The following is a 19107-nucleotide window of genomic DNA, read 5'->3' on the forward strand; positions in this document are numbered from 1 at the left end:
ACATGACACGATCCAACGCCGATGCACTGTTGTCCGGCAACCGCCTGACCCTGGCAGGCCACGAGGCGAAGCATGTCGGCTGGTCGGTGACCGACAAGGTCGCGACGATCACGCTGAACCGTCCCGAGCGCAAGAACCCGCTGACCTTCGAATCGTATGCGGAGCTGCGCAACCTGTTCCGCGATCTCGCGTACGCGACCGACGTGAAAGCCGTCGTGCTGCACGGCGCGGGCGAAAACTTCTGCTCGGGCGGCGACGTGCACGACATCATCGCGCCGCTGATCGATCTGCCGATGCCCGAGTTGTTGCTGTTCACGCGCATGACCGGCGACCTCGTCAAGGCAATGCGCCATTGCCCGCAGCCGATCGTCGCAGCCGTCGACGGCGTCTGCGCGGGCGCCGGCGCGATCCTCGCGATGGCTTCCGATCTGCGCCTCGGCACCGCGCGCAGCAAGCTCGCGTTCCTGTTTACGCGCGTCGGCCTCGCTGGCTGCGACATGGGCGCGTGCGCGATGCTGCCGCGCATCATCGGCCAGGGACGCGCCGCCGAACTGCTGTTCACCGGCCGCTCGGCAAGCGGCGACGAAGCCCACGCCTGGGGCTTCTACAACCGCCTGTGCGACCCGGCCGCGCTCATCGAAGAAACACAGAAGCTCGCCGCCGATCTCGCGGCCGGCCCGAGCTTCGCGCACGGCATGACGAAGAAGATGCTGCACCAGGAATGGAGCATGAGCATCGACGAAGCGATCGAATCCGAAGCGCAGGCGCAGGCGATCTGCATGGGCACGCGCGATTTCGAGCGCGCGTACAACGCGTTCGCGGCGAAGACGCGTCCGGTGTTCGAAGGAGACTGAGTTGAGCGCCGATCATCAGAACATCCCGATCGATTTGCACAGCCCGCTCGCGTGGCCGTTTTTCGAGCCGCGTCATCGTGAACTCGCGGCAGGCATCGACGCATGGTGCCGCGCGCATCTCACGCATGACGAGCATGGCGACACCGATGCGACCTGCCGTCTGCTGGTGCGCGAACTCGGCCACGCCGGCTGGCTGAAATACGGCGTCGGCGGCGTCGCCTATGGCGGGCACGGCGACACGATCGACACGCGCGCCGTATGCCTGCTGCGCGAAACGCTCGCGCGCTATTCGGGCCTCGCCGATTTCGCCCTGGCGATGCAAGGCCTCGGCTCGGGCGCGATCTCGCTCGCGGGCACGCATGAGCAGAAATCGCGTTATCTGCCGCGCGTCGCGAGCGGCACGGCGATCGCCGCGTTCGCGCTGTCGGAGCCGCAAGCGGGCTCGGACGTCGCCGCGATGGCGCTCGCGGCTCGCGAAGAGGGTGAGCACTACGTGCTCGACGGCGAAAAGACGTGGATTTCGAACGGCGGCATCGCGGACTTCTACGTGGTGTTCGCGCGCACTGGCGAAGCGCCGGGCGCGCGCGGCATCAGCGCGTTCATCGTGGATGCGCAGACGCCGGGCCTCGATATCGCCGAGCGCATCGACGTAATCGCGCCGCATCCGCTCGCGCGCCTGCGCTTCACGAACGCGCGCGTGCCGAAGAGCCAGATGCTAGGTGCGCCAGGCGAAGGTTTCAAGATCGCAATGCGCACGCTCGATATTTTCCGCACCTCGGTGGCGGCCGCATCGCTTGGCTTTGCCCGTCATGCGATGGCCGAGGGCCTCGCGCGTGCGGCGTCGCGCAAGATGTTCGGCCAGACGCTCGGCGACTTCCAGTTGACCCAGGCGAAGCTCGCGCAGATGGCGTTGACGATCGACAGCAGCGCGCTGCTCGTCTATCGCGCCGCGTGGCTGCGCGACCAGGGCGAAAGCGTCACGCGCGAAGCCGCGATGGCGAAGTGGCACGCGAGCGAAGGCGCGCAGCAGGTGATCGACGCGGCGGTGCAGCTTTACGGCGGCATGGGTGTGCAAAGCGGCAGCGCGGTCGAGATGCTGTACCGCGAGATCCGCGCGCTGCGCATCTACGAAGGCGCGACCGAGGTGCAGCAACTGATCGTCGGCCGCGATCTGTTGAAGGCGCATGCTGCCGCGAACGGGAATGCGCAATGAGCACTTCGTTCGAGCGGCCCATACGCATCCGCTTTTCGCACTGCGATCCCGCGGGCATCGTGTTCTTTCCGCAGTACCTCGTGATGACCAACGTGCTCGTCGAAGACTGGTTCAACGAGGGCTTGCGCATCGACTACGCGCACATGATCGCGCGGCGCCGCATCGGCCTGCCGATCGTCAAGCTCGACTGCGAGTTCTCGCGGCCGAGCCAGATGGGCGAAACGATCCTGCTCACGCTCAAGGTCCGAACCATCGGCCGCAGTTCGATCGGCATCGAGATTCACGGTCATTGCAACGGCGAAACGCGTTTCCGATCTAAACAGGTGCTCGTGTTCATATCGTTCGACAGCGGCAAATCCATCGATATTCCCAGCGACGTCGCGAGCGCGCTCTCGGCGTACGCTCCATCGGCCCCCTCCATCGAGGCGCATCGCTCATGAAACAGGCTCTCCTTCCCGCCGGCTGGGTCAAGCCGCGCGGCTATGCGAACGGCGTCGCTGCGAGCGGCACGCAGGTGTTCATCGCCGGCCAGATCGGCTGGGACGAACAGGCGCAGTTCCAGTCCGATGACTTCGCGCAGCAGTCCGAGCAGGCGCTGAAGAATCTGCTCGCCGTGCTGCGCGAAGCGGGCGGCAAGCCCGAACACCTCGTGCGCCTCACGTGGTACGTGACCGACAAGCGCGAGTATCTCGCATCGCTGAAGGACATCGGCCGCGCGTTTCGCGAGCTGATCGGCGACTACGACATCGCGATGAGCGCGGTGCAGGTCGTCGCGCTGATGGAAGACCGCGCGAAGGTCGAGATCGAAGCCACCGCGGTGATTCCGCACTGAACGTCGTACAGGTACCGAACGCACAGGCAAGCCCTTCACACCGAACGAAGCGCATTTTCCGGCTCAACGCCTCGGGAGACCATGATGGAACCGTCAGCACACGTCGATACTTTCGCGCGCGACAATCTTCCGCCGCAGGATCAATGGCCCGTCTTACTGCTCGACAATCCGGACGTCGCCTATCCGCCGAGGCTGAACTGCGCGACCGAACTGCTGGAGCGGACCATCGAGGCGGGGCATCGCGACCGGCCGGCGATCTGGTCCGACGTAGACGGCAAGCCGCAAGCCACCACGTACGGCGAACTGCTCGCGCGGGTCAACCGCAGCGCGCATGTGCTCGTCGATGAAATGGGCTTGCGCCCCGGCAACCGCGTGCTGCTGCGCGGACCGAACACATTGCAGATGGCCGTCGCCACACTCGCGGCGCTGAAGGCCGGGCTCGTCGTCGTGCCGACCATGCCGCTGCTGCGCGCGAAGGAGCTCAAGCAGATCATCGAGAAGGCGCAGGTCAGTGCCGCACTTTGCGACGCGCGCCTGAGCGCGGAACTCGAGCGCTGCACGAATCCGCGGGACGAGTTCTGCTGCGCGGTGCTGAAACAGACCCGCCGCTTTCACGACGACTCCGCCGATTCGCTCGACACGCTCGCCGTCAACAAGCCCGAGCACTTCACCGCCAGCGACACCGCCGCCGACGACATCTGCCTGATCGCGTTCACGAGCGGCACGACCGGTGCGCCGAAAGGCTGCATGCATTTCCATCGCGACATCATCGCGATGTGCGACCTGTTCCCGCGTCATGTGCTGAAGCCTTGCGCGAGCGACATCTTCTGCGGCACACCGCCGCTCGCGTTCACGTTCGGGCTCGGCGGGCTGCTGTGCTTTCCGCTGCGCGTCGGTGCCTCGACGGTGTTGGTCGAAAAGCTGGCGCCGCAGACCTTGCTCGAGGTGGTCGAACGATTTCATGCGACCGTGATGTTCACCGCGCCGACGTTCTATCGGCAGATGGCGCCGCTCGTCGCGCAACATGACCTTTCGTCGCTGCAGAAGACCGTGTCGGCCGGCGAGGCGCTGCCCGATTCGACGCGGCGCCTGTGGCGCGAGGCGACCGGCATCGACATGATCGACGGTATCGGCGGCACCGAGCTGATTCACATCTTCGTTTCGTCGCAAGGCGCGGAGATCCGGCCGAACGCAATCGGCCGCGCGGTGCCGGGCTACGTCGTGCAAGCCGTCGACGACGACATGCAACCCGTGCCGCCCGGCACGATCGGCAAACTCGCGGTGCGTGGCCCCACCGGCTGCCGCTATCTGGCCGACGAACGGCAGTCGCGCTTCGTGCGCGACGGCTGGAACCTGCCGGGCGATTCGGTCTATCTCGACGCGGACGGCTACGTGTTCTACCAGGCGCGCGCCGACGACATGATCGTGTCGGCCGGCTACAACATCTCCGGTCCTGAGGTGGAAAGCGTGCTGATGCAGCACGAGGCGGTGGCCGAATGCGGCGTGATCGGCGTGCCCGACGAAACGCGTGGGCAAATCGTGCGAGCCTTCGTCGTGGTGAACCCGGGCTACACCGCCGACGATAAACTGGTCGCGCAGCTGCAGGATTTCGTTAAGAATAACGTCGCGCCGTATAAATATCCCCGCGTCATCACGTTCGTCGGCGCGCTGCCGCGCACCGAAACCGGCAAGCTCAAACGTTTCGAGTTGCGCATGATGACGTAACCCCTATCTTTCGTGAGACTGGAGGCAGACTGCATGGCCGGCTCTTTCATCGAAGTCGTCGCCCACGATGGCGGCCGTTTCAACGCATACGTCGCGCGGCCCGCGCAGGGCTCGGTCCCAGGGCTCGTACTGCTGCAGGAAATCTTCGGCGTCAACGACACGATGAAAGCGAGCGCCGATCGCTACGCCGAAGAAGGCTACGTCGTGCTCGTGCCCGATCTGTTCTGGCGCATCAAGCCGAGCATTGCGCTTGGCTACGGCGACGCCGACATGAAAGAGGCGCTCGGCTATCTGGGTCAGTTCGACGCGGACGTCGCGGTCAAGGACATCGCCGCCACCGTCGCCGCGTTGCGCGAACTGCCCGAGCAGGCCGGCAAGGTGGGCGTGGTCGGCTACTGCCTCGGCGGCAAGCTCGCGTTTCTGAGCGCGGCGCGCACCGACGTCGATTGCGCGGTCAGCTATTACGGCGTGGGCCTCGAAGCGCATCTCGACGAAGTATCGGCAATCAACTGCCCGATGGTGTTCCACTTCCCTGAAAACGACGCGCACTGCCCACCCGAAACGCGCGAGCGCATCAACGCCGCGCTGCGCACGCGACCGCAAATCGAGCAATACGTGTACCCCGGCTGCGATCACGCGTTCGCCGCGCCGCAGCGCAAACAGTACGACAAGCCCGCCGCGATGATGGCGTACTCGCGCACGCTCGCGCTGCTGCGCAAGGTGCTCGGTCCGGTCTACGATCTGAACGCGCTGTGGGAAGCGCACTGCTATCACGAGTTCGCGACACGGGACGTCGACGCGGTGATGCCGACGATGGTCGCCGAGCCCTACGTCAATCACGTGCCGACGATGACGGGCGGCGTCGGGCATGACAATCTGAAGCGCTTTTACACGCATCACTTCGTCAACTCGAATCCGCCCGACACGAAGCTGATTCCGATTTCGCGCACGATCGGCTCGGATCGCGTCGTCGATGAATTCATTTTCAGCTGCACGCATAGCTGCGAAATCGACTGGCTGCTGCCGGGCGTCGCGCCGACCGGCAAGCACTTCGAGGTGCCGATGCTCGCCGTGGTGTGCTTCCGCGGTGACAAGCTTTATAACGAGCATATCTATTGGGATCAGGCTTCGGTGCTCGTGCAGGTGGGGCTGCTCGATCCGGGGGGCTTGCCGGTGGCGGGGATTGAAAGTGCGAGGAAGTTGCTCGATGAGACGTTGCCGTCGAATGGGTTGATGGGGGGTAAGTCAAAGGTTTAAGGAAGTGGTGCTGCCGTCGCTGTGCATCATCCGAATGACTCGCGCCGGCAGCGCGTATTAATCGCGGCGTGCAAGACCGAAAAACTCATCGTCCAATCGACGAAAATCTGGCGATCATGCGGTCATAGAATGACGGGGGCAGCTTTATAAACGACGCGTCGCCGCCGCCGCGGGAAAATGAAACGCCTTCGTCGTCCACCCAAATCAATTCAGGAACCGGTGTGCTGAAGGTTCTGCGCACTAGCAGTTTGCCTGACGCGGCGTCGTAGACCTGACCGAGATAAGCCGGGTCGTTGCCGCCTCTCCATTGGAGCAGGCATCGCTCCGCAGTGTAGCGGCTGTTTTTTGACGTGCTTTTGATGCATTCGCTCGCATTCCTGCGATCGGTGTGCGTCGCGACGAGAAGCACGGCAAACGCGACTGTGAGCACTACAGCGCCCCATCCGATCGATCGCCCCGGTTTCATAATTACACCTTGATCGGTGGGTCGATTCGAACAAGCTTTCGATCCGAATAGATCATGAAGTCACCTCCTCGCTGGTGTTTTATTGCCCACTCTCTAAAGTCCTTATTGTGAACCGGGTAGTACACGTTGCCCCTGACCTTCGGGTTCCCCAGTGCAACGGGATAGGAAAAATACAATCGCGGTTCGTTCAGATATGACATCGCGCCGTTGTAAGCCAGAACGATCACCCCGTTTTTGCTCCAATGGCCAAGATATTGCGACGCCTCGCCAGGCTTGTCGGTGAAGTCGTAACTATCCTTAATATAAACGTAGATACCTGAGATTTCTGCAACCCTGGTATTGCCTTCCTTCCCGCTCGAAGCCGCCACCGCGCGCGGCGGCAAATACGAAATCCTCGGCAGTGATTGAAGCGGAACCGCGCGCGGCTTCGCGCAGCGCCGCCGCCCAGGATTTCGTAGTTGGACGCTAAATGTGCGGGTGCTAGACTCGAAAACCCATCGTCGGTGATCGACCGAATCCGCGTAAAGGGGCGTCCGCATGACCCATTCCCTCCATGGCAAGCAACGCTGGCTCGCGCTAATCGTGCTCTGCCTCGGCGTACTGATGATCGTGCTCGACACGACCATCGTGAACGTCGCGCTGCCGTCCATCGCAGCCGATCTCGGCTTTAGCGAAACTTCGCTCGTGTGGGTCGTCAACGCCTACATGCTGACGTTCGGCGGCTGCCTGCTGCTCGGCGGACGGCTTGGCGATCTGTACGGACACCGCAAGCTGTTTCTCAGCGGCATTACGCTCTTCACGCTCGCTTCGCTCGCCTGCGGCCTCGCGAATTCGCAGGTGCTGCTGGTCGCCGCGCGCGCCGTGCAGGGCCTGGGCGGTGCGATCGTCTCGGCGGTATCGTTGTCGCTGATCATGAATCTGTTCACCGAAGCCGGCGAACGCGCGAAGGCGATGGGCGTGTATGGCTTTGTCTGCGCGGGCGGCGGCAGCATCGGCGTGCTGCTCGGCGGACTGCTCACCAACCTGCTGAGCTGGCACTGGATCTTCCTGGTCAATCTGCCGATCGGCATTGCGGTGTACGCGCTGTGCCTCGCGCTATTGCCCGCTGCGCGCGGCCACGCGCACGGCGAACGGCTCGACGTGGCCGGGGCGCTCAGCGTGACCGCATCGCTGATGCTGGCGGTCTATGCGATCGTCAACGGCAACGAAGCGGGCTGGACTTCGGCGCAAACGCTCGGCCTGCTGTTCGTCGGGCTCGCGCTGCTTGCCGTGTTCCTCGCAATCGAGGCGAGAATCGAACACCCGTTGATGCCGCTCGCTCTGCTGCGTTTGCGCAATGTCGCGACCGCGAACCTGGTCGGCGTGTTGTGGGCGGCGGCGATGTTCGCGTGGTTCTTTATTTCGGCGCTGTATCTGCAGCGCGTGCTCGGCTATCGGCCATTGCAGGTGGGGCTCGCGTTTCTGCCCGCGAACCTGATCATGGGACTCTTTTCGCTGGGATTGTCGGCGCGCGTGGTGATGCGCTTCGGGCTGCGTCGTCCGCTCGCGGCCGGCCTGCTGATCGCGGCATGCGGGCTTGCGCTGTTCGCGCGCGCGCCCGTCGACGGCAGCTTCGTACCCGACGTGTTGCCCGGCATGTTGCTGCTCGGCTTTGGCGCGGGCATCGCGTTCAATCCGCTGCTGCTCGCCGCGATGAGCGACGTCGATCCCGCCGATTCGGGCCTCGCGTCGGGCATCGTCAATACATCGTTCATGATGGGCGGGGCGCTCGGGCTTGCGGTGCTCGCGAGTCTTGCCGCGGCGCGTAGCGAGGCGATGCAGGCGTCGTCGAGTGCGGCGGCTGCGCTGAACAGCGGGTATCACGTCGCGTTTCTGTTTGGGGCGGTTTTTGCGGCGGCGGCCGGCGTGCTGGGTGGGCTGTTGCTGAGGCCGGGGCAGGCGGGTGGCGCCGCGGGCGTGCATGGTGACGCGGCGGAATCGTCTCGGCCCTCCGCCGCGACTGCAAAACCGCAAGCGCGATCAAATGCGTGAGTTCGCCGCTGACTATGCTGGCTTCATGCTGACATGAGAGCCGAGATGAACCCGGTTGGAAAAGCGCTCTGGTATATCGAAAGCCACTTCGCCGGCGAGTTGACGCTCGACGACATCGCCCGCTGTGGCTGCGTATCGCGCTTTCACCTCGCGCGCGCGTTCGAAGCGGCCACCGGGATGCCGGTGATGCGCTACGTTCGCGCACGGCGTTTGAGCGAGGCCGCACGACGTCTGGCCGATGGTGCGCCCGACATCCTCGCGGTCGCTCTCGACGCCGGCTACGGCTCTCACGAAGCATTCACGCGCGCGTTTCGCGAACAGTTCGGGCTCACGCCCGACGCGCTGCGCGCGCGGGGTCATCTCGACAACCTGACCATCGTGGAGCCGATCAAAATGGACGAAACCCTTCTCACCCATCTGGACCCGCCGCGCTTCGAAGACGCGCGAGCGTTTCTCGTCGCTGGACTGAGCGAGCGCTATACGTGCGACAGCAGCAAGGCGATCCCATCCCAATGGCAGCGCTTTGGCGCCTGGTACGGCAGGGTGCCGGGACAGGTCGGCAAGGTGGCTTATGGCGTTGGCTATAACGCCGATGAACTGGGTAACTTCGACTACATGTGCGGCGTCGAAGTCAGCGATTTTTCCGCATTGCCGCCAGAGTTGAGTCGTGTGCGCATCGCCGCGCAACGGTATGCGGTGTTCACTCATCGCGAGCACATCTCAGGCATTCGTCGCACGATGAATACGATCTGGAATCAGTGGTTGCCCGCGTCAGGGCACGTGCCTGCCGATGCACCGCATTTCGAACGGTATGGCGAGCAGTTCGACCCGGTGACGGGGATGGGTGGAGTCGAAGTCTGGTTGCCGCTGAAAAGTTGATGGTCGATCCGGCGGATGGCCGTTGCGGATGGCCGTTGTGGCCGGCCATCCGCCTGATCATTCACGGAGTGGCATGTCTGCTGTCATGCAATGCATGCACGTCGTCGTATTCCCGCGAAATGTCCTTATTCGTGTAATCGCCCAATCGCATGGCGGCGGCCACGCTAATCACCGCGCACGCGAAGACATACCAAGCCACCGCAAATCCCGAATGGAAGTAAGCATAAAGCGCCGTCGCAATCAACGGTGCCGGACCGCCAGCGATGACGGAAGCCAACTGATAGCCCATCGACGCACCGCTGTAGCGCAAGCGCCCCGTGAACGATTCGGCGATCAACGCGGCTTGGGGACCATACATCATCGCATGCGGCACCAGCGAAAGTACGATGGCCGCGAAGATCCATATCGGGTTATGGGTTCCAACCATGAAAAAGTACAGGAAGCCGAATAGCCCGACAGCAGCGGCACCGATCACATACATGCGTCGACGTCCGATCAGATCAGACACGTGACCAAACAGCGGAATCGTGAAGAATTCCAGCACCGAAGCGGCCAGCACTGCCGTGAGCAACAGATCGCGTGTGACGCCCAGACTCATCACACCATAGGTGAATATAAAGGCCGTGAAAATATAGAACGGCGCCTGTTCCGCCATACGCGCAAGAGCCGACAAAAGAATGTCTTTCGGCTGCCGGCGCAATACTTCACGCATCGGCGCCTTTTCGATCCTGCGCTCAGCGAGCAGCTTCGCGAAGATAGGCGTCTCGAGGATACTCAAGCGGATATAAAGGCCGATCGCGACCAGCACGATACTGAGGAAAAACGGCACCCGCCAGCCCCAGGTGAGAAATGCGCTGCCGGAGATCTGGCTGACGGCAAGCACCACCAGATTCGCGACGAACAATCCCGCCGGTACGCCGAACTGCGGCCAGGACGCGATGAAACCGCGATGCTTGTTGGTACGTGCCCACTCCATCGACATCAACACCGAACCGCCCCACTCGCCTCCAACGCCCACACCTTGAATGAAGCGCAGCGCCGTGAGCAGGATTGCCCCCCAGATACCAATCGTCGCATAGGTTGGAACAAAGCCCACGGCAAACGTCGCGAGTCCCATCAGCAACAGCGTCACGATTAGCGTGGCTTTACGTCCGATGCGATCGCCATAGTGGCCGAAAATCGCCGCGCCCACCGGTCGCGCGATAAAGCCGACAGCGTAAATCAGAAAAGCTTGCAGTGTGCCGACGAGCGGGTCCGATTCAGGAAAGAACAGTTTCGCGAATACAAGACCCGTGACAATGCTGTACAGGAAGAAGTCATACCATTCGATTGTGGTACCAATCGTGCTGGCGATGACAGCACGGCGCAACTGGCGCCGAGCCTCCTCATCCGAGAGGGGCACCGCCCCTGATTGCGTGGCAGCCATTTGCTATCTCCCCAAAATGGACGGATGACATCGTTTTTTGACATTTGAGGTATTGCGTGGTTCCAGTGAGGACGCGAGGTACGTGCAGCGAAAACCGGCTTCGCGGCTACTGTTATGGCTGGGCGGCCGGGTCGATAAAAACCGGCTCCGAACCACTATTCGCAGAGAGCGGGGCTTTATTCAGAGAGACATTTCGAAATTGCATTTTTTGCCGAATTAGCAATCGGCAATGCTCGCTCAATGCAATTGATACCGATGGAGCAACTTGCTTCGCACTAGCAGGCATCTCACATGCTCATCACACCCATCCCAATCACACCAACGGAATGTAGATATCCGTCTGCCACTGATCCAGCGGCGTCTCAGGATAGACGCTCAGGTAGTGGAAAAACAGCGGATGGTCCCGCAACTCTTCCCCACTCGAAGGCAACCAGTCGCGATAGACCGGGTAGATCGTCTCGCCGATGTGGTCGGTCGATCCTGCGTGCCGAACCACCGCGCACCGTCCACCCTGCATCACGAGCTCGCGCACGCCATAGAGATTCGGCGCGACCGGCTCGTCGATCTCTCCGCAGATATCGAAACGGAATTCATCCGCTGGCACCGTGTCTGGATTGCCGTGCGGGACGCCGAAGGTCCGGCTCGACGCCACCGGTGATTGTCCGCTTTGAATACGCCAATCGATGAACTTGCGCGCACTCTCGTTGACGAGTCCGGGCGAACCACAATGTTCGAGCGCGGCAACGCGGGTTTCTGCAAAATCGACGATTTTCACTTGCATGGTCAGTTTCCTCGAAACATAGGGAACAACAAAACTCGCACTCCAGAATTGCCATGTTGGATGTCGTCGAAACGCGCTCGGCGCCATGCCGAACGCACGCTTGAACGCACGGCTGAAGGCTTCGGGACTGTCGAAGCCGGCGTCGAGCGCGGCATCGAGAACCGGGCACGACGCCTGCGACGCGAGGCGGCGGCCCGCGCGACGCAAGCGCATCAACTGCACGTAGCGTGCGACGGGCACGCCGACATACGCGACAAACTGCCGATGAAAATGGAACATCGAGAAGTTTGCGATGCGGCTTAGCGCGTCGACCGACAGATCGCCCTCGAGGTTTGCATCGATATAGGCGAGAACGGCTTCGAAGCGCTTCGTGTAGGCAGCGGTGGCGTCTGTGTGAGCTAACATGGTCTGGATCGTGCGAGTTTCGATATGGTCGCCGAGGTTGGACACATCTTACCTAGCCGGACTTGCTCGATCTTCAATTGGCTCGCTGCCGAGCCTGGAGAATTTACGTAAACTTATCTTCGTTCACCCGCGCTTCCTGAGATTGTCCGCCGATGCCCTCTTCGATCAGCAATTCGCTCCTGTGGATCTTCGACGCGTTCGAACGCGATCCGACGTATATGCGTCGGCGGATGTTTGGTAGCGACGCTGCGTATATCGATGGGCTGTTGTGCCTGGTTGCCGCCGATCGCGATAAGCCGTGGAATGGGCTGCTCGTCTGTACGTCGCGGGAACGCCATGCTGCTCTGATTACCGATATGCCTGCGTTGCAGCCTCACCCGGTGCTTGGGAAATGGCTTTACGTGCAACAGGAGGATCCTGCGTTTGAAGACACTGTCGAGAAGTTGACGGCACTCGTGCTGGAGCGGGACCCGCGAGTGGGCGTCGAGCCTAAGCCGAAAAAGCGGCGCGGTAAGTCGGTGTTGCCGGAGGGTTGAAGCGCGGCAGTGCCGTTTCGGTCTCTCTTCCTGTCCGAATGCGCGCTCATGCCGGGCAATCATCCAATCAGCCGCGAATCGCACCACCCCGTCATACTCTCGCCGACGAACCCGGCAGGGATGTAGAAGGGCGTCGCTCAACGCGAATTCCGGCGCAGTGACGTGGACCACGCCGGACCCGCTCGGAAGCCGCGCGGAGGCAGCCGTCAGTGTCGCCAATGGCGTGGTCTTCGGATGCAATCTCGACTACACGAATGGCACGATGTACGCGCTCGATTCTTCCAACGGAAAAGTCCTGTGGTCATTCAATAGCGGGGGTGCATGCAATGCCGGGCCGGCCATTGCGGACGGCGTGGTGTTCTGGGGCTCTGGCTCGACGAGTGGACCGGGGCCGCTGAAATTGTTCGCCTTCGGTCTGTAGGAAACGCCCGAGGCCCGGTCCGTTCGCGGCGGGGCCTTTGGCTCTTTGCTACGATGTGAGTCTGTTCCGAAGCCGGCGCATTTGGCGCGTACCGCCCGCCGGCCGGCAGTCATCACCGAACTCACCGAGCACTAGACCTTGACGATCCACATCCGCCCCGCCACCGCTTCCGACGCCCCCCTGATCCTGCGCTTCATCACCGAACTCGCGATCTACGAAAAAGCCGAGCACGAAGTCGTCGCCGGCGTCGAAGACATCGAGAAGAGCCTGTTTGCCGAGGGCGCGCCCGCGAAAGCGCTGATCTGCGAAATGAACCGCGAGCCAGTCGGTTTTTGCGTGTACTTCTTTTCGTATTCGACGTGGCTCGGCAAACAGGGGCTTTATCTGGAAGACCTGTACGTATCGCCCGCATCGCGTGGCAGCGGCGCGGGCAAACAGATGCTGCGCCATCTCGCGCAAATCGCCTGCGAAACGGGCTGCGGTCGATTCGAATGGAGCGTGCTCGACTGGAACGAGCCGGCCATCGGCTTCTACAAGTCGATCGGCGCGAATCCGCAAAGCGAATGGGTACGTTATCGTCTCGCCGGCGACGCGCTCAAAGCATTCGCCGAAGGCGAAACCGAACGGAGCACCTAAGCCCGGTCACTGCGCGGACGCCGCGACGGGCGCCACCTCGAATGCATCGCCCGTCGCGAAGAAGGTACCGCCGGCCACGTAATGGCATGTGCGCAGGTCGGGATCGTCGCCGAAATGCCAGCGGTTGCGCGAATACACGCGGCTATCCGCATACGCGGCGACCACCTCGCCGATGATCAGATCGTGCCGTTGGCTGTCGTCCGGAATCACCTTGCATTCCATCCAGGTGATGCAGCCGGCCAGCATCGGCACGTCGATTTTTTGCGCGAGGAAGGTCTCGAGATCGAACGCGGAGAACTTGTCGAGTTCGACGCCCGCGTGCGTGCCGACCGCGAGCGTTTGCGCGGCGAAACCGCGGCTCGGCAACTGCAGCCCGAACACGCCGCTCGCTTCGATCAGGCGACGCGTCAGCGTGCGGCTATCCACGACCACCACCACCTTCGGCGGATTGAAGTCGAGCGGCATCGCCCATGACGCGGCCATCACGTTCGATCGACCATCGTGTGCGCTCGTGATCAGCGTGACGGGTCCGTGATTGAGCAGTTGAGTCGCGCGCGACAATTCCACGGTTTCTCGGGTGGCGTTCATGGCATTGTGATGGCGTCGAAAGAATGACGCTGATTGTAGCGGGGCGGGAGAAATGCGGTGCGGCGCAGGGCCGAGCGATACGAGAGCGATTCGAACCACGCGCGGATGGCGGCAGAATCGAGCTGTCGGGCGGCGGCCCACAGGCCGCCGCCCGACCGGACTTCAAACGAATTTCAAGGAACCCTCAATGTGGCGCCTTGCCGTTCGGCACCGCATTGAGCGGCTTGTGCTGCTCGTCGCCGAGTCCCGGGAAGAACGCGTTCCAGGCGGCGCGCACGCCTTGCGCCGCAGTGGCTTCGGCGCCGACCGACTCGGCCGCGCCGTCCGCGGCTTTCGAGGGATCGGCGGACAGGCCGCGCCAGTGCGTGAATACGAGCAACGGCTTTTCGGTCCACACGCCGTCGCCAAATTTCGCAAACGCCGTGTCCCCGCTCGCCAACTGCACTTCGTACCAGCCTTCGCGTACGGGCGTATGGATGGCAAGGTCAAACCACGGGGTCGGTTCGATTTCCTTCATGTCGTCTCCGGTCGGATAGATCGTCATCGATAACCACACTGAACGCATTGTTCGTGCCCATCGCCGGCGCCACACCCGCCGCGCGACGGGACGGGCAACCGCGGCACATGCGGGCAAACCAGCACATCGGAACTGCGAAGTCGCCGCGCATACGACACGATAGCGCGACATGGGCCAGGCGGACAGACGTAAAACCTACATGCCCGGAGTGGCGGGCGTGCGGCGTGGCGGGGTGGGTTTTTTGCGGGGCCGGACGACGGTTTTTCCGCCCCGTTTTGCCGCGCGCTTCGCAGCCGGTCGCGCCTCGCCCTCCATCTCCCGCACTACCTCCGCCAGCGCTTTCACCGCGGGCCCCAAGCGCTCCGCCTCCGTATTGCCATACCCGATCACGAGCCCGTTCGTCTGCTCCGACGCCCCGATCGAAAACCCCGACAGCGCGCGCGGACTCAACCCCAACGCCTGCGCCCGCGCCGTGAGCGCGCGATCGTCGAGCGATGCCGGCAGCCGCAGCGTCAGATGCATGCCGCAATCGCCGCCAAGAATCGTCGCCGCCGGAAAATGCTCGGCCAGCGCGTCGCGCAGCGCCTGCTGCCGCTCGCGGTACAGCCGCCGCATCCGCCCGAGATGCCGCCCGAATTCGCCGCTTTCGATGAAATGCGCGAGCGCCAACTGCTCCAGCCGATGCCCGCCGCGCAGCATCTCTTGCAGCGCAACAGCGGCGTGCGCGGCGATCGCGCGAGGCAGCACGACGAAGCCGATGCGCAGCGCCGGAAACATCGTCTTGCTGAACGAGCCGACGTACAGCACGGGCGCCTCGTCGACGAGGCCCTGCATGCTCGCGATCGGCTCGCCGGTGTGACGCACCTCGCCGTCGTAATCGTCCTCGATCAGCCACGCGCCGCAGCGCCGCGCCTCGGCAATCAGCGCAAGCCGCCGCGCCACCGACAGCACCGCGCCGGTCGGATACTGATGCGCGGGAGACGTGTAGATCAGTTTCGGCGGATGCGTGTGCCACGCGTCGGCCGGCACGGCCATGCCTTCGGCGTCGACGGGAATCGGCAGCGTGCGCAAGTCGCCCGCGTTGAAAGCGGCCTTTGCGCCGCGATAGCCGGGGTCCTCGATCCATGCGATATCGCCGGGATTGGTCAGCAGTCGCACGCACAGGTTCAGCGCCTCCTGCGCGCCCTCGGTGATCACGACCTGCGAGCCATCGCAGCGCACGCCGCGCGCCATCCGTAGATGCGCGGCGATCGCGTCGCGCAGCGCGGGCTCGCCGGCCGGCATGCCGTAGCCGAGCGCGCGTGGTAATGCGCGCTCCATCGCACGTTCGAGCGCGCGCCGCCACGCGGCAAGCGGGAAACGGTCCAGCGCGGGCGTGCCGGGGGTCAGCGCGTACCCGTTGTCGGCGTGATTGTGCGACGCCGCGAACTGCTCGACGCGCGCCGCGTATACGACCTCCGGCGCGGCCGACGCCGCCGCCCGCTCGCCGCGCGCGGCGGGGCTCGACAGCGGGCTCACGCGCGTGCCCTGGCGATCGGCGATCACGTAGCCGACCGCGGCGAGATGCTCGTAAGCGATCACGACCGTGTTGCGCGACACGCCCATCTCGGCGGCGAGCAGCCGCGACGACGGCAGCAGCGACCCGGCCGGCAGACGACCGGCGAGGATCGCCTGCTGCAGACGTTCGATCAGCTGCTTTTGCAGCGGCGCGGGCCGCTTGGCCCCGCTGGCGCCGCTCGCGGCGAACGCGTCGTCCGCATGGACGAGCGGTCCGATGATTTCGATCATGGTGGCTGGACCTATCGAATAAGCATTTCGTGGATCTTTTGAACATACCACGTTTGCCGTATCGTTCCTGCATCGACAGGAGAACGGACATGGAACCCACACGTAACGCCTACGGCCAGCCCATCGGCGCGCCCCTGCCCGGCTGGCACGGCGCGCAGCCGCCGGGCCGCGAGCCGCTCGGCGGCCGCTATTGCCGGCTCGAAGCGGTCGACGTCGAGCGCCACGCGGCCGACCTCTTCGACGCGTACGGCTCGGCCACCGACGGCCGCGACTGGACCTATCTGGCGGTCGGCCCGTTCGACAGTCTCGCGGCCTATCGTGAGCGTCTGACGCAAATGGCGGCATCGAAAGATCCGCTGCACTACGCGGTCATCGACCTGGCGACGGGCAAGCCGGTCGGCACGCTCTCGCTGATGCGGATCGATCCGGCCAACGGCGTGATCGAAGTCGGCCACGTCACGTATTCGCCGCGGCTCAAGCGCACGCGCATCGCGACCGATGCGATGTACCTGCTGCTAGGCGAAGTGTTCGACAAGCTCGGTTATCGGCGCTTCGAATGGAAATGCGATTCGCTCAACGAGCCGTCGCGCAAGGCCGCGTTGCGCTATGGATTTACGTTCGAGGGGATCTTCCGGCAGGCGATCGTCTATCGCGAGCGCAATCGCGACACGGCGTGGTTTTCGATCATCGACAGCGAGTGGCCGGCATTGCGCTCGTGCTATGAGCGGTGGCTCGACGCGGGCAATTTCGATGCGCAAGGGCAGCAGGTCGAGCGGCTCGCCGATCTGATCGCGCAGCGCCGAGCGGCGGACGAGGCCCGGTAAAACCAGACGATCGATAACCAGGCAACGGCTCGACCGGTTCGCCAAGCGCGATGCCGAGCCAACCGCGTGCCCGAATCCGTGAAATTGTCGTGAATGCCGCTCCGGGCGTGGCAGACAGCGGTAGCACCGCCTGCCATCACCGCCCTCCTACGTGATCTCGTATCCACCCTCGTCGGCCAGCAAACGCGAGGCCAAGCGCGGTTCGCGCCGTGCATGGTAAATTCCAGCGTCGGCAAGACAACTCCAGGAACGTTCGGGTGACCTGAACATCTTCGTCCGGTCCACCCGCCACTGGCGATACAAGGTAGATCGATGATCGACGTGAGTCAGCGTATTGTCTGGCGGCGCCTCTACGTTGCGCTGTGCAGCTGCGTCGCGCTGGCCGGCTGCATGGTCGGCCCCGACTACCACGCGCCGCCCGCGCCGGCCACCGACACCTTCACCACCACGCCGCTGCCCGACCAGACCGCCTCCGCGCCCGGCCCCGCAGGCCTGCCGCAGCGTTTCGCGCCGGCCCAGGACATTCCCGCCGCGTGGTGGACGCTGTTTCATTGCGAGCCGCTCGACGCACTGATCCGCGAGGCGATCGCCAACAGTCCGAACATGGCCGCCGCGCAGGCGGCGTTGCGACAGGCTCGCGAGAATTACATCGCGCAAGCCGGCGGCACCTTGCTGCCGAGCGTCGACGCGCAACTGAGCGCCACGCGCGAAAAGATCAACGGCATCGCGTTCGGCGAGCCCGGCCTCGTCGAGGAATTCAATCTCTACAACGCGTCGGTCAACGTCTCGTACAAGCTGGACGTGTTCGGCGGCGCGCGGCGCGAACTCGAAGCGCTGCATGCGCAGATCGACTATCAGCGCTTCCAGCTGCAGGCCGCCTATCTCACGATATCGGCCAACATCGTGACCGCGGCGGTCAAGGAAGCGTCGGTGCGCGCGCAGATCGACGCGACCGAGCGGATCGCTACCGAGGAAGAGCAGCAGCTGAACGTGCTCGACCAGCAATTCTCACTCGGCGGCGTGAGCCGCACGGCCGTGCTCGCGCAGGAAACGCTGCTCGCGCAGACCCGCGCGACGCTGCCGCCGCTGCAACAGCAGCTCGATCAGGCGCGCCATCAGCTTGCGGTACTCGCCGGCAAGCTGCCGAGCGATACCTCGGTGCCCGGCTTCACGCTCGACATGTTCTCGCTGCCCGACACGCTGCCCGTGAGCCTGCCGTCGTCGCTGGTGCACCAGCGCCCCGACATCCTTGCCGCCGATGCCACGCTGCATCAGGCGAGCGCGCAGGTCGGCGTCGCGACCGCGGCGATGTATCCGCAGATCACGCTGTCCGCGAGCTACGGCGCCGAAGCGTTGACGCCCGCGCAGGTGCTCAGGGCCGGCAGCACGCTCTGGAGCATCGGCGCGGGCTTGCTGCAACCGGTCTTTCACGGCGGCCAGCTGAGCGCGCAGAAGCGCGCGGCCGAGGCCGCTTACGAACAGGCCGGCGCGCAATACCGCGAGACGGTGCTGCTCGCGTTCCAGAACGTTGCGGACACGCTGCGCGCGCTCGAACACGACGCAACCGGCCTCAAGGCGCAGACCGACGCGTCGCGCGCCGCGAGCGATTCGCTCGAACTCACGCGCGGACAGTATCACGTCGGCGGTGTCAGCTACCTCGCGCTGCTCGACGCGCAACGCCAGTATCAGCAAACGGTCGTGAGTCTCGCGCAGGCGCAGGCCGCGCGTTACGCCGACACGGCGGCGCTGTTCCAGGCGCTCGGCGGCGGCTGGTGGAATGCCGCCGCGCCCGAGTCCGCGGCCGCGCCGGCCGCCGCGTCGGCGAGCGCGTCGAACCCGTCGTCGCCATCAGCAACGACGGCAACCACCACAACGCCACATTGACCGTGCCCTGACGCAACCCCAGCCCTCGCCCCAAGCCGAGCAAG

20 protein-coding genes are annotated in these 19107 nt (G+C 64.0%); 13 read left to right on the forward strand and 7 right to left on the reverse strand.

All coding sequences use genetic code 11. The annotated features are described in order from the left end of the window. The first annotated feature begins 2 nt into the window (after positions 1-2). The 6 genes from HDG33_RS16420 to HDG33_RS16445 all read left to right on the forward strand — a co-directional run bounded on the left by HDG33_RS16420 (position 3) and on the right by HDG33_RS16445 (position 5881). Positions 3-854 carry an enoyl-CoA hydratase family protein gene (locus tag HDG33_RS16420; protein WP_184030381.1) on the forward strand — a complete coding sequence of 284 codons (852 nt, stop codon included), beginning with the start codon at positions 3-5 and terminating at the stop codon, positions 852-854. Between the two features lies 1 nt (position 855). After that, entirely contained in the window at positions 856-2067 is a 1212-nt protein-coding gene (locus tag HDG33_RS16425) for an acyl-CoA dehydrogenase family protein (protein WP_184030384.1), read from the forward strand. Further along, on the forward strand, positions 2064-2507 hold the full coding sequence (locus HDG33_RS16430) for a thioesterase family protein (protein WP_184030387.1): 444 nt from the start codon (positions 2064-2066) through the stop codon (positions 2505-2507). Before HDG33_RS16425 ends, HDG33_RS16430 begins: the two co-directional genes overlap by 4 nt. After that, on the forward strand, positions 2504-2899 hold the full coding sequence (locus HDG33_RS16435) for a RidA family protein (RefSeq protein WP_018423881.1): 396 nt from the start codon (positions 2504-2506) through the stop codon (positions 2897-2899). The genes HDG33_RS16430 and HDG33_RS16435 overlap by 4 nt, the downstream gene beginning before the upstream one ends. 84 nt (positions 2900-2983) lie before the next feature. Beyond that, a complete protein-coding gene (locus HDG33_RS16440; protein ID WP_184030391.1) occupies positions 2984-4624 on the forward strand; it encodes an AMP-binding protein in 1641 nt (546 codons plus the stop codon). A gap of 33 nt (positions 4625-4657) precedes the next feature. Then, the gene (locus HDG33_RS16445; protein ID WP_184030394.1) at positions 4658-5881 is read left to right on the forward strand and encodes a dienelactone hydrolase family protein; all 1224 of its coding nucleotides are present in this window, start codon (positions 4658-4660) and stop codon (positions 5879-5881) included. 85 nt (positions 5882-5966) lie between these two features. Here HDG33_RS16445 and HDG33_RS16450 read toward each other — a convergent pair whose 3' ends face one another. Next, positions 5967-6311 (reverse strand): hypothetical protein, encoded by a 345-nt coding sequence (locus HDG33_RS16450; protein ID WP_311548316.1) that lies wholly within the window; start codon positions 6309-6311, stop codon positions 5967-5969. 38 nt (positions 6312-6349) lie between these two features. Next, positions 6350-6730, reverse strand: a complete 381-nt coding sequence (locus tag HDG33_RS16455; RefSeq protein WP_184030399.1) for a DUF6402 family protein — start codon at positions 6728-6730, stop codon at positions 6350-6352. 154 nt (positions 6731-6884) lie between these two features. Here HDG33_RS16455 and HDG33_RS16460 point away from each other — a divergent pair, with 154 nt between their 5' ends. Together HDG33_RS16460 and HDG33_RS16465 are read left to right on the forward strand one after the other, a co-directional pair. Beyond that, positions 6885-8378 carry a DHA2 family efflux MFS transporter permease subunit gene (locus HDG33_RS16460; RefSeq protein WP_184030402.1) on the forward strand — a complete coding sequence of 498 codons (1494 nt, stop codon included), beginning with the start codon at positions 6885-6887 and terminating at the stop codon, positions 8376-8378. A 45-nt stretch (positions 8379-8423) separates the two neighbouring features. After that, on the forward strand, positions 8424-9257 hold the full coding sequence (locus HDG33_RS16465) for an AraC family transcriptional regulator (protein WP_184030409.1): 834 nt from the start codon (positions 8424-8426) through the stop codon (positions 9255-9257). 61 nt (positions 9258-9318) lie between these two features. On the opposite strand, the gene HDG33_RS16470 is transcribed toward HDG33_RS16465, so the two are convergent. Then, on the reverse strand, positions 9319-10683 hold the full coding sequence (locus HDG33_RS16470; protein ID WP_184030420.1) for an MFS transporter: 1365 nt from the start codon (positions 10681-10683) through the stop codon (positions 9319-9321). Positions 10684-10996: 313 nt separating this feature from the next. Continuing rightward, positions 10997-11869 carry a GyrI-like domain-containing protein gene (locus HDG33_RS16475; protein WP_184030425.1) on the reverse strand — a complete coding sequence of 291 codons (873 nt, stop codon included), beginning with the start codon at positions 11867-11869 and terminating at the stop codon, positions 10997-10999. Between the two features lie 152 nt (positions 11870-12021). Between HDG33_RS16475 and HDG33_RS16480 the strand changes: the two genes are divergently transcribed. From HDG33_RS16480 to HDG33_RS16490, 3 genes are all read left to right on the forward strand, one after another. Beyond that, the gene (locus HDG33_RS16480; RefSeq protein ID WP_184030428.1) at positions 12022-12405 is read left to right on the forward strand and encodes a hypothetical protein; all 384 of its coding nucleotides are present in this window, start codon (positions 12022-12024) and stop codon (positions 12403-12405) included. A 61-nt stretch (positions 12406-12466) separates the two neighbouring features. Beyond that, positions 12467-12826 (forward strand): PQQ-binding-like beta-propeller repeat protein, encoded by a 360-nt coding sequence (locus tag HDG33_RS16485; RefSeq protein ID WP_311548326.1) that lies wholly within the window; start codon positions 12467-12469, stop codon positions 12824-12826. 138 nt (positions 12827-12964) lie between these two features. Then, positions 12965-13462 carry a GNAT family N-acetyltransferase gene (locus tag HDG33_RS16490; RefSeq protein WP_184030452.1) on the forward strand — a complete coding sequence of 166 codons (498 nt, stop codon included), beginning with the start codon at positions 12965-12967 and terminating at the stop codon, positions 13460-13462. Between the two features lie 6 nt (positions 13463-13468). Here HDG33_RS16490 and HDG33_RS16495 read toward each other — a convergent pair whose 3' ends face one another. From HDG33_RS16495 to HDG33_RS16505, 3 genes are all read right to left on the reverse strand, one after another. Then, on the reverse strand, positions 13469-14050 hold the full coding sequence (locus tag HDG33_RS16495) for a flavin reductase family protein (protein WP_184030465.1): 582 nt from the start codon (positions 14048-14050) through the stop codon (positions 13469-13471). Positions 14051-14234: 184 nt separating this feature from the next. Further along, on the reverse strand, positions 14235-14567 hold the full coding sequence (locus tag HDG33_RS16500; RefSeq protein ID WP_184030473.1) for a hypothetical protein: 333 nt from the start codon (positions 14565-14567) through the stop codon (positions 14235-14237). A gap of 195 nt (positions 14568-14762) precedes the next feature. Then, a complete protein-coding gene (locus HDG33_RS16505) occupies positions 14763-16355 on the reverse strand; it encodes a PLP-dependent aminotransferase family protein (protein ID WP_184030476.1) in 1593 nt (530 codons plus the stop codon). Between the two features lie 89 nt (positions 16356-16444). On the opposite strand from HDG33_RS16505, the gene HDG33_RS16510 reads away from it, so the two are divergent. Then, the gene (locus tag HDG33_RS16510) at positions 16445-17179 is read left to right on the forward strand and encodes a GNAT family N-acetyltransferase (RefSeq protein ID WP_184030479.1); all 735 of its coding nucleotides are present in this window, start codon (positions 16445-16447) and stop codon (positions 17177-17179) included. Positions 17180-17491: 312 nt separating this feature from the next. Next, positions 17492-19063, forward strand: a complete 1572-nt coding sequence (locus tag HDG33_RS16515; protein ID WP_184030482.1) for an efflux transporter outer membrane subunit — start codon at positions 17492-17494, stop codon at positions 19061-19063. The last annotated feature ends 44 nt before the right edge of the window (positions 19064-19107 follow it).

This window comes from Paraburkholderia sp. Cpub6, from assembly GCF_014201065.1.
GTDB lineage: Bacteria > Pseudomonadota > Gammaproteobacteria > Burkholderiales > Burkholderiaceae > Paraburkholderia > Paraburkholderia tuberum.

Excerpts from the sequence above, each read along its gene's own strand:
- HDG33_RS16510 (WP_184030479.1), top strand. The coding sequence starts at position 16,445 with ATGGAACCCACACGTAACGCCTACGGCCAGCCCATCGGCGCGCCCCTG.
- HDG33_RS16505 (WP_184030476.1), bottom strand. The coding sequence starts at position 16,355 with ATGATCGAAATCATCGGACCGCTCGTCCATGCGGACGACGCGTTCGCC.
- HDG33_RS16420 (WP_184030381.1), top strand. The coding sequence starts at position 3 with ATGACACGATCCAACGCCGATGCACTGTTGTCCGGCAACCGCCTGACC.
- HDG33_RS16480 (WP_184030428.1), top strand. The coding sequence starts at position 12,022 with ATGCCCTCTTCGATCAGCAATTCGCTCCTGTGGATCTTCGACGCGTTC.
- HDG33_RS16500 (WP_184030473.1), bottom strand. The coding sequence starts at position 14,567 with ATGAAGGAAATCGAACCGACCCCGTGGTTTGACCTTGCCATCCATACG.
- HDG33_RS16515 (WP_184030482.1), top strand. The coding sequence starts at position 17,492 with ATGATCGACGTGAGTCAGCGTATTGTCTGGCGGCGCCTCTACGTTGCG.
- HDG33_RS16445 (WP_184030394.1), top strand. The coding sequence starts at position 4,658 with ATGGCCGGCTCTTTCATCGAAGTCGTCGCCCACGATGGCGGCCGTTTC.
- HDG33_RS16495 (WP_184030465.1), bottom strand. The coding sequence starts at position 14,050 with ATGAACGCCACCCGAGAAACCGTGGAATTGTCGCGCGCGACTCAACTG.
- HDG33_RS16460 (WP_184030402.1), top strand. The coding sequence starts at position 6,885 with ATGACCCATTCCCTCCATGGCAAGCAACGCTGGCTCGCGCTAATCGTG.
- HDG33_RS16470 (WP_184030420.1), bottom strand. The coding sequence starts at position 10,683 with ATGGCTGCCACGCAATCAGGGGCGGTGCCCCTCTCGGATGAGGAGGCT.
- HDG33_RS16435 (WP_018423881.1), top strand. The coding sequence starts at position 2,504 with ATGAAACAGGCTCTCCTTCCCGCCGGCTGGGTCAAGCCGCGCGGCTAT.
- HDG33_RS16440 (WP_184030391.1), top strand. The coding sequence starts at position 2,984 with ATGGAACCGTCAGCACACGTCGATACTTTCGCGCGCGACAATCTTCCG.
- HDG33_RS16430 (WP_184030387.1), top strand. The coding sequence starts at position 2,064 with ATGAGCACTTCGTTCGAGCGGCCCATACGCATCCGCTTTTCGCACTGC.
- HDG33_RS16475 (WP_184030425.1), bottom strand. The coding sequence starts at position 11,869 with ATGTTAGCTCACACAGACGCCACCGCTGCCTACACGAAGCGCTTCGAA.
- HDG33_RS16465 (WP_184030409.1), top strand. The coding sequence starts at position 8,424 with ATGAACCCGGTTGGAAAAGCGCTCTGGTATATCGAAAGCCACTTCGCC.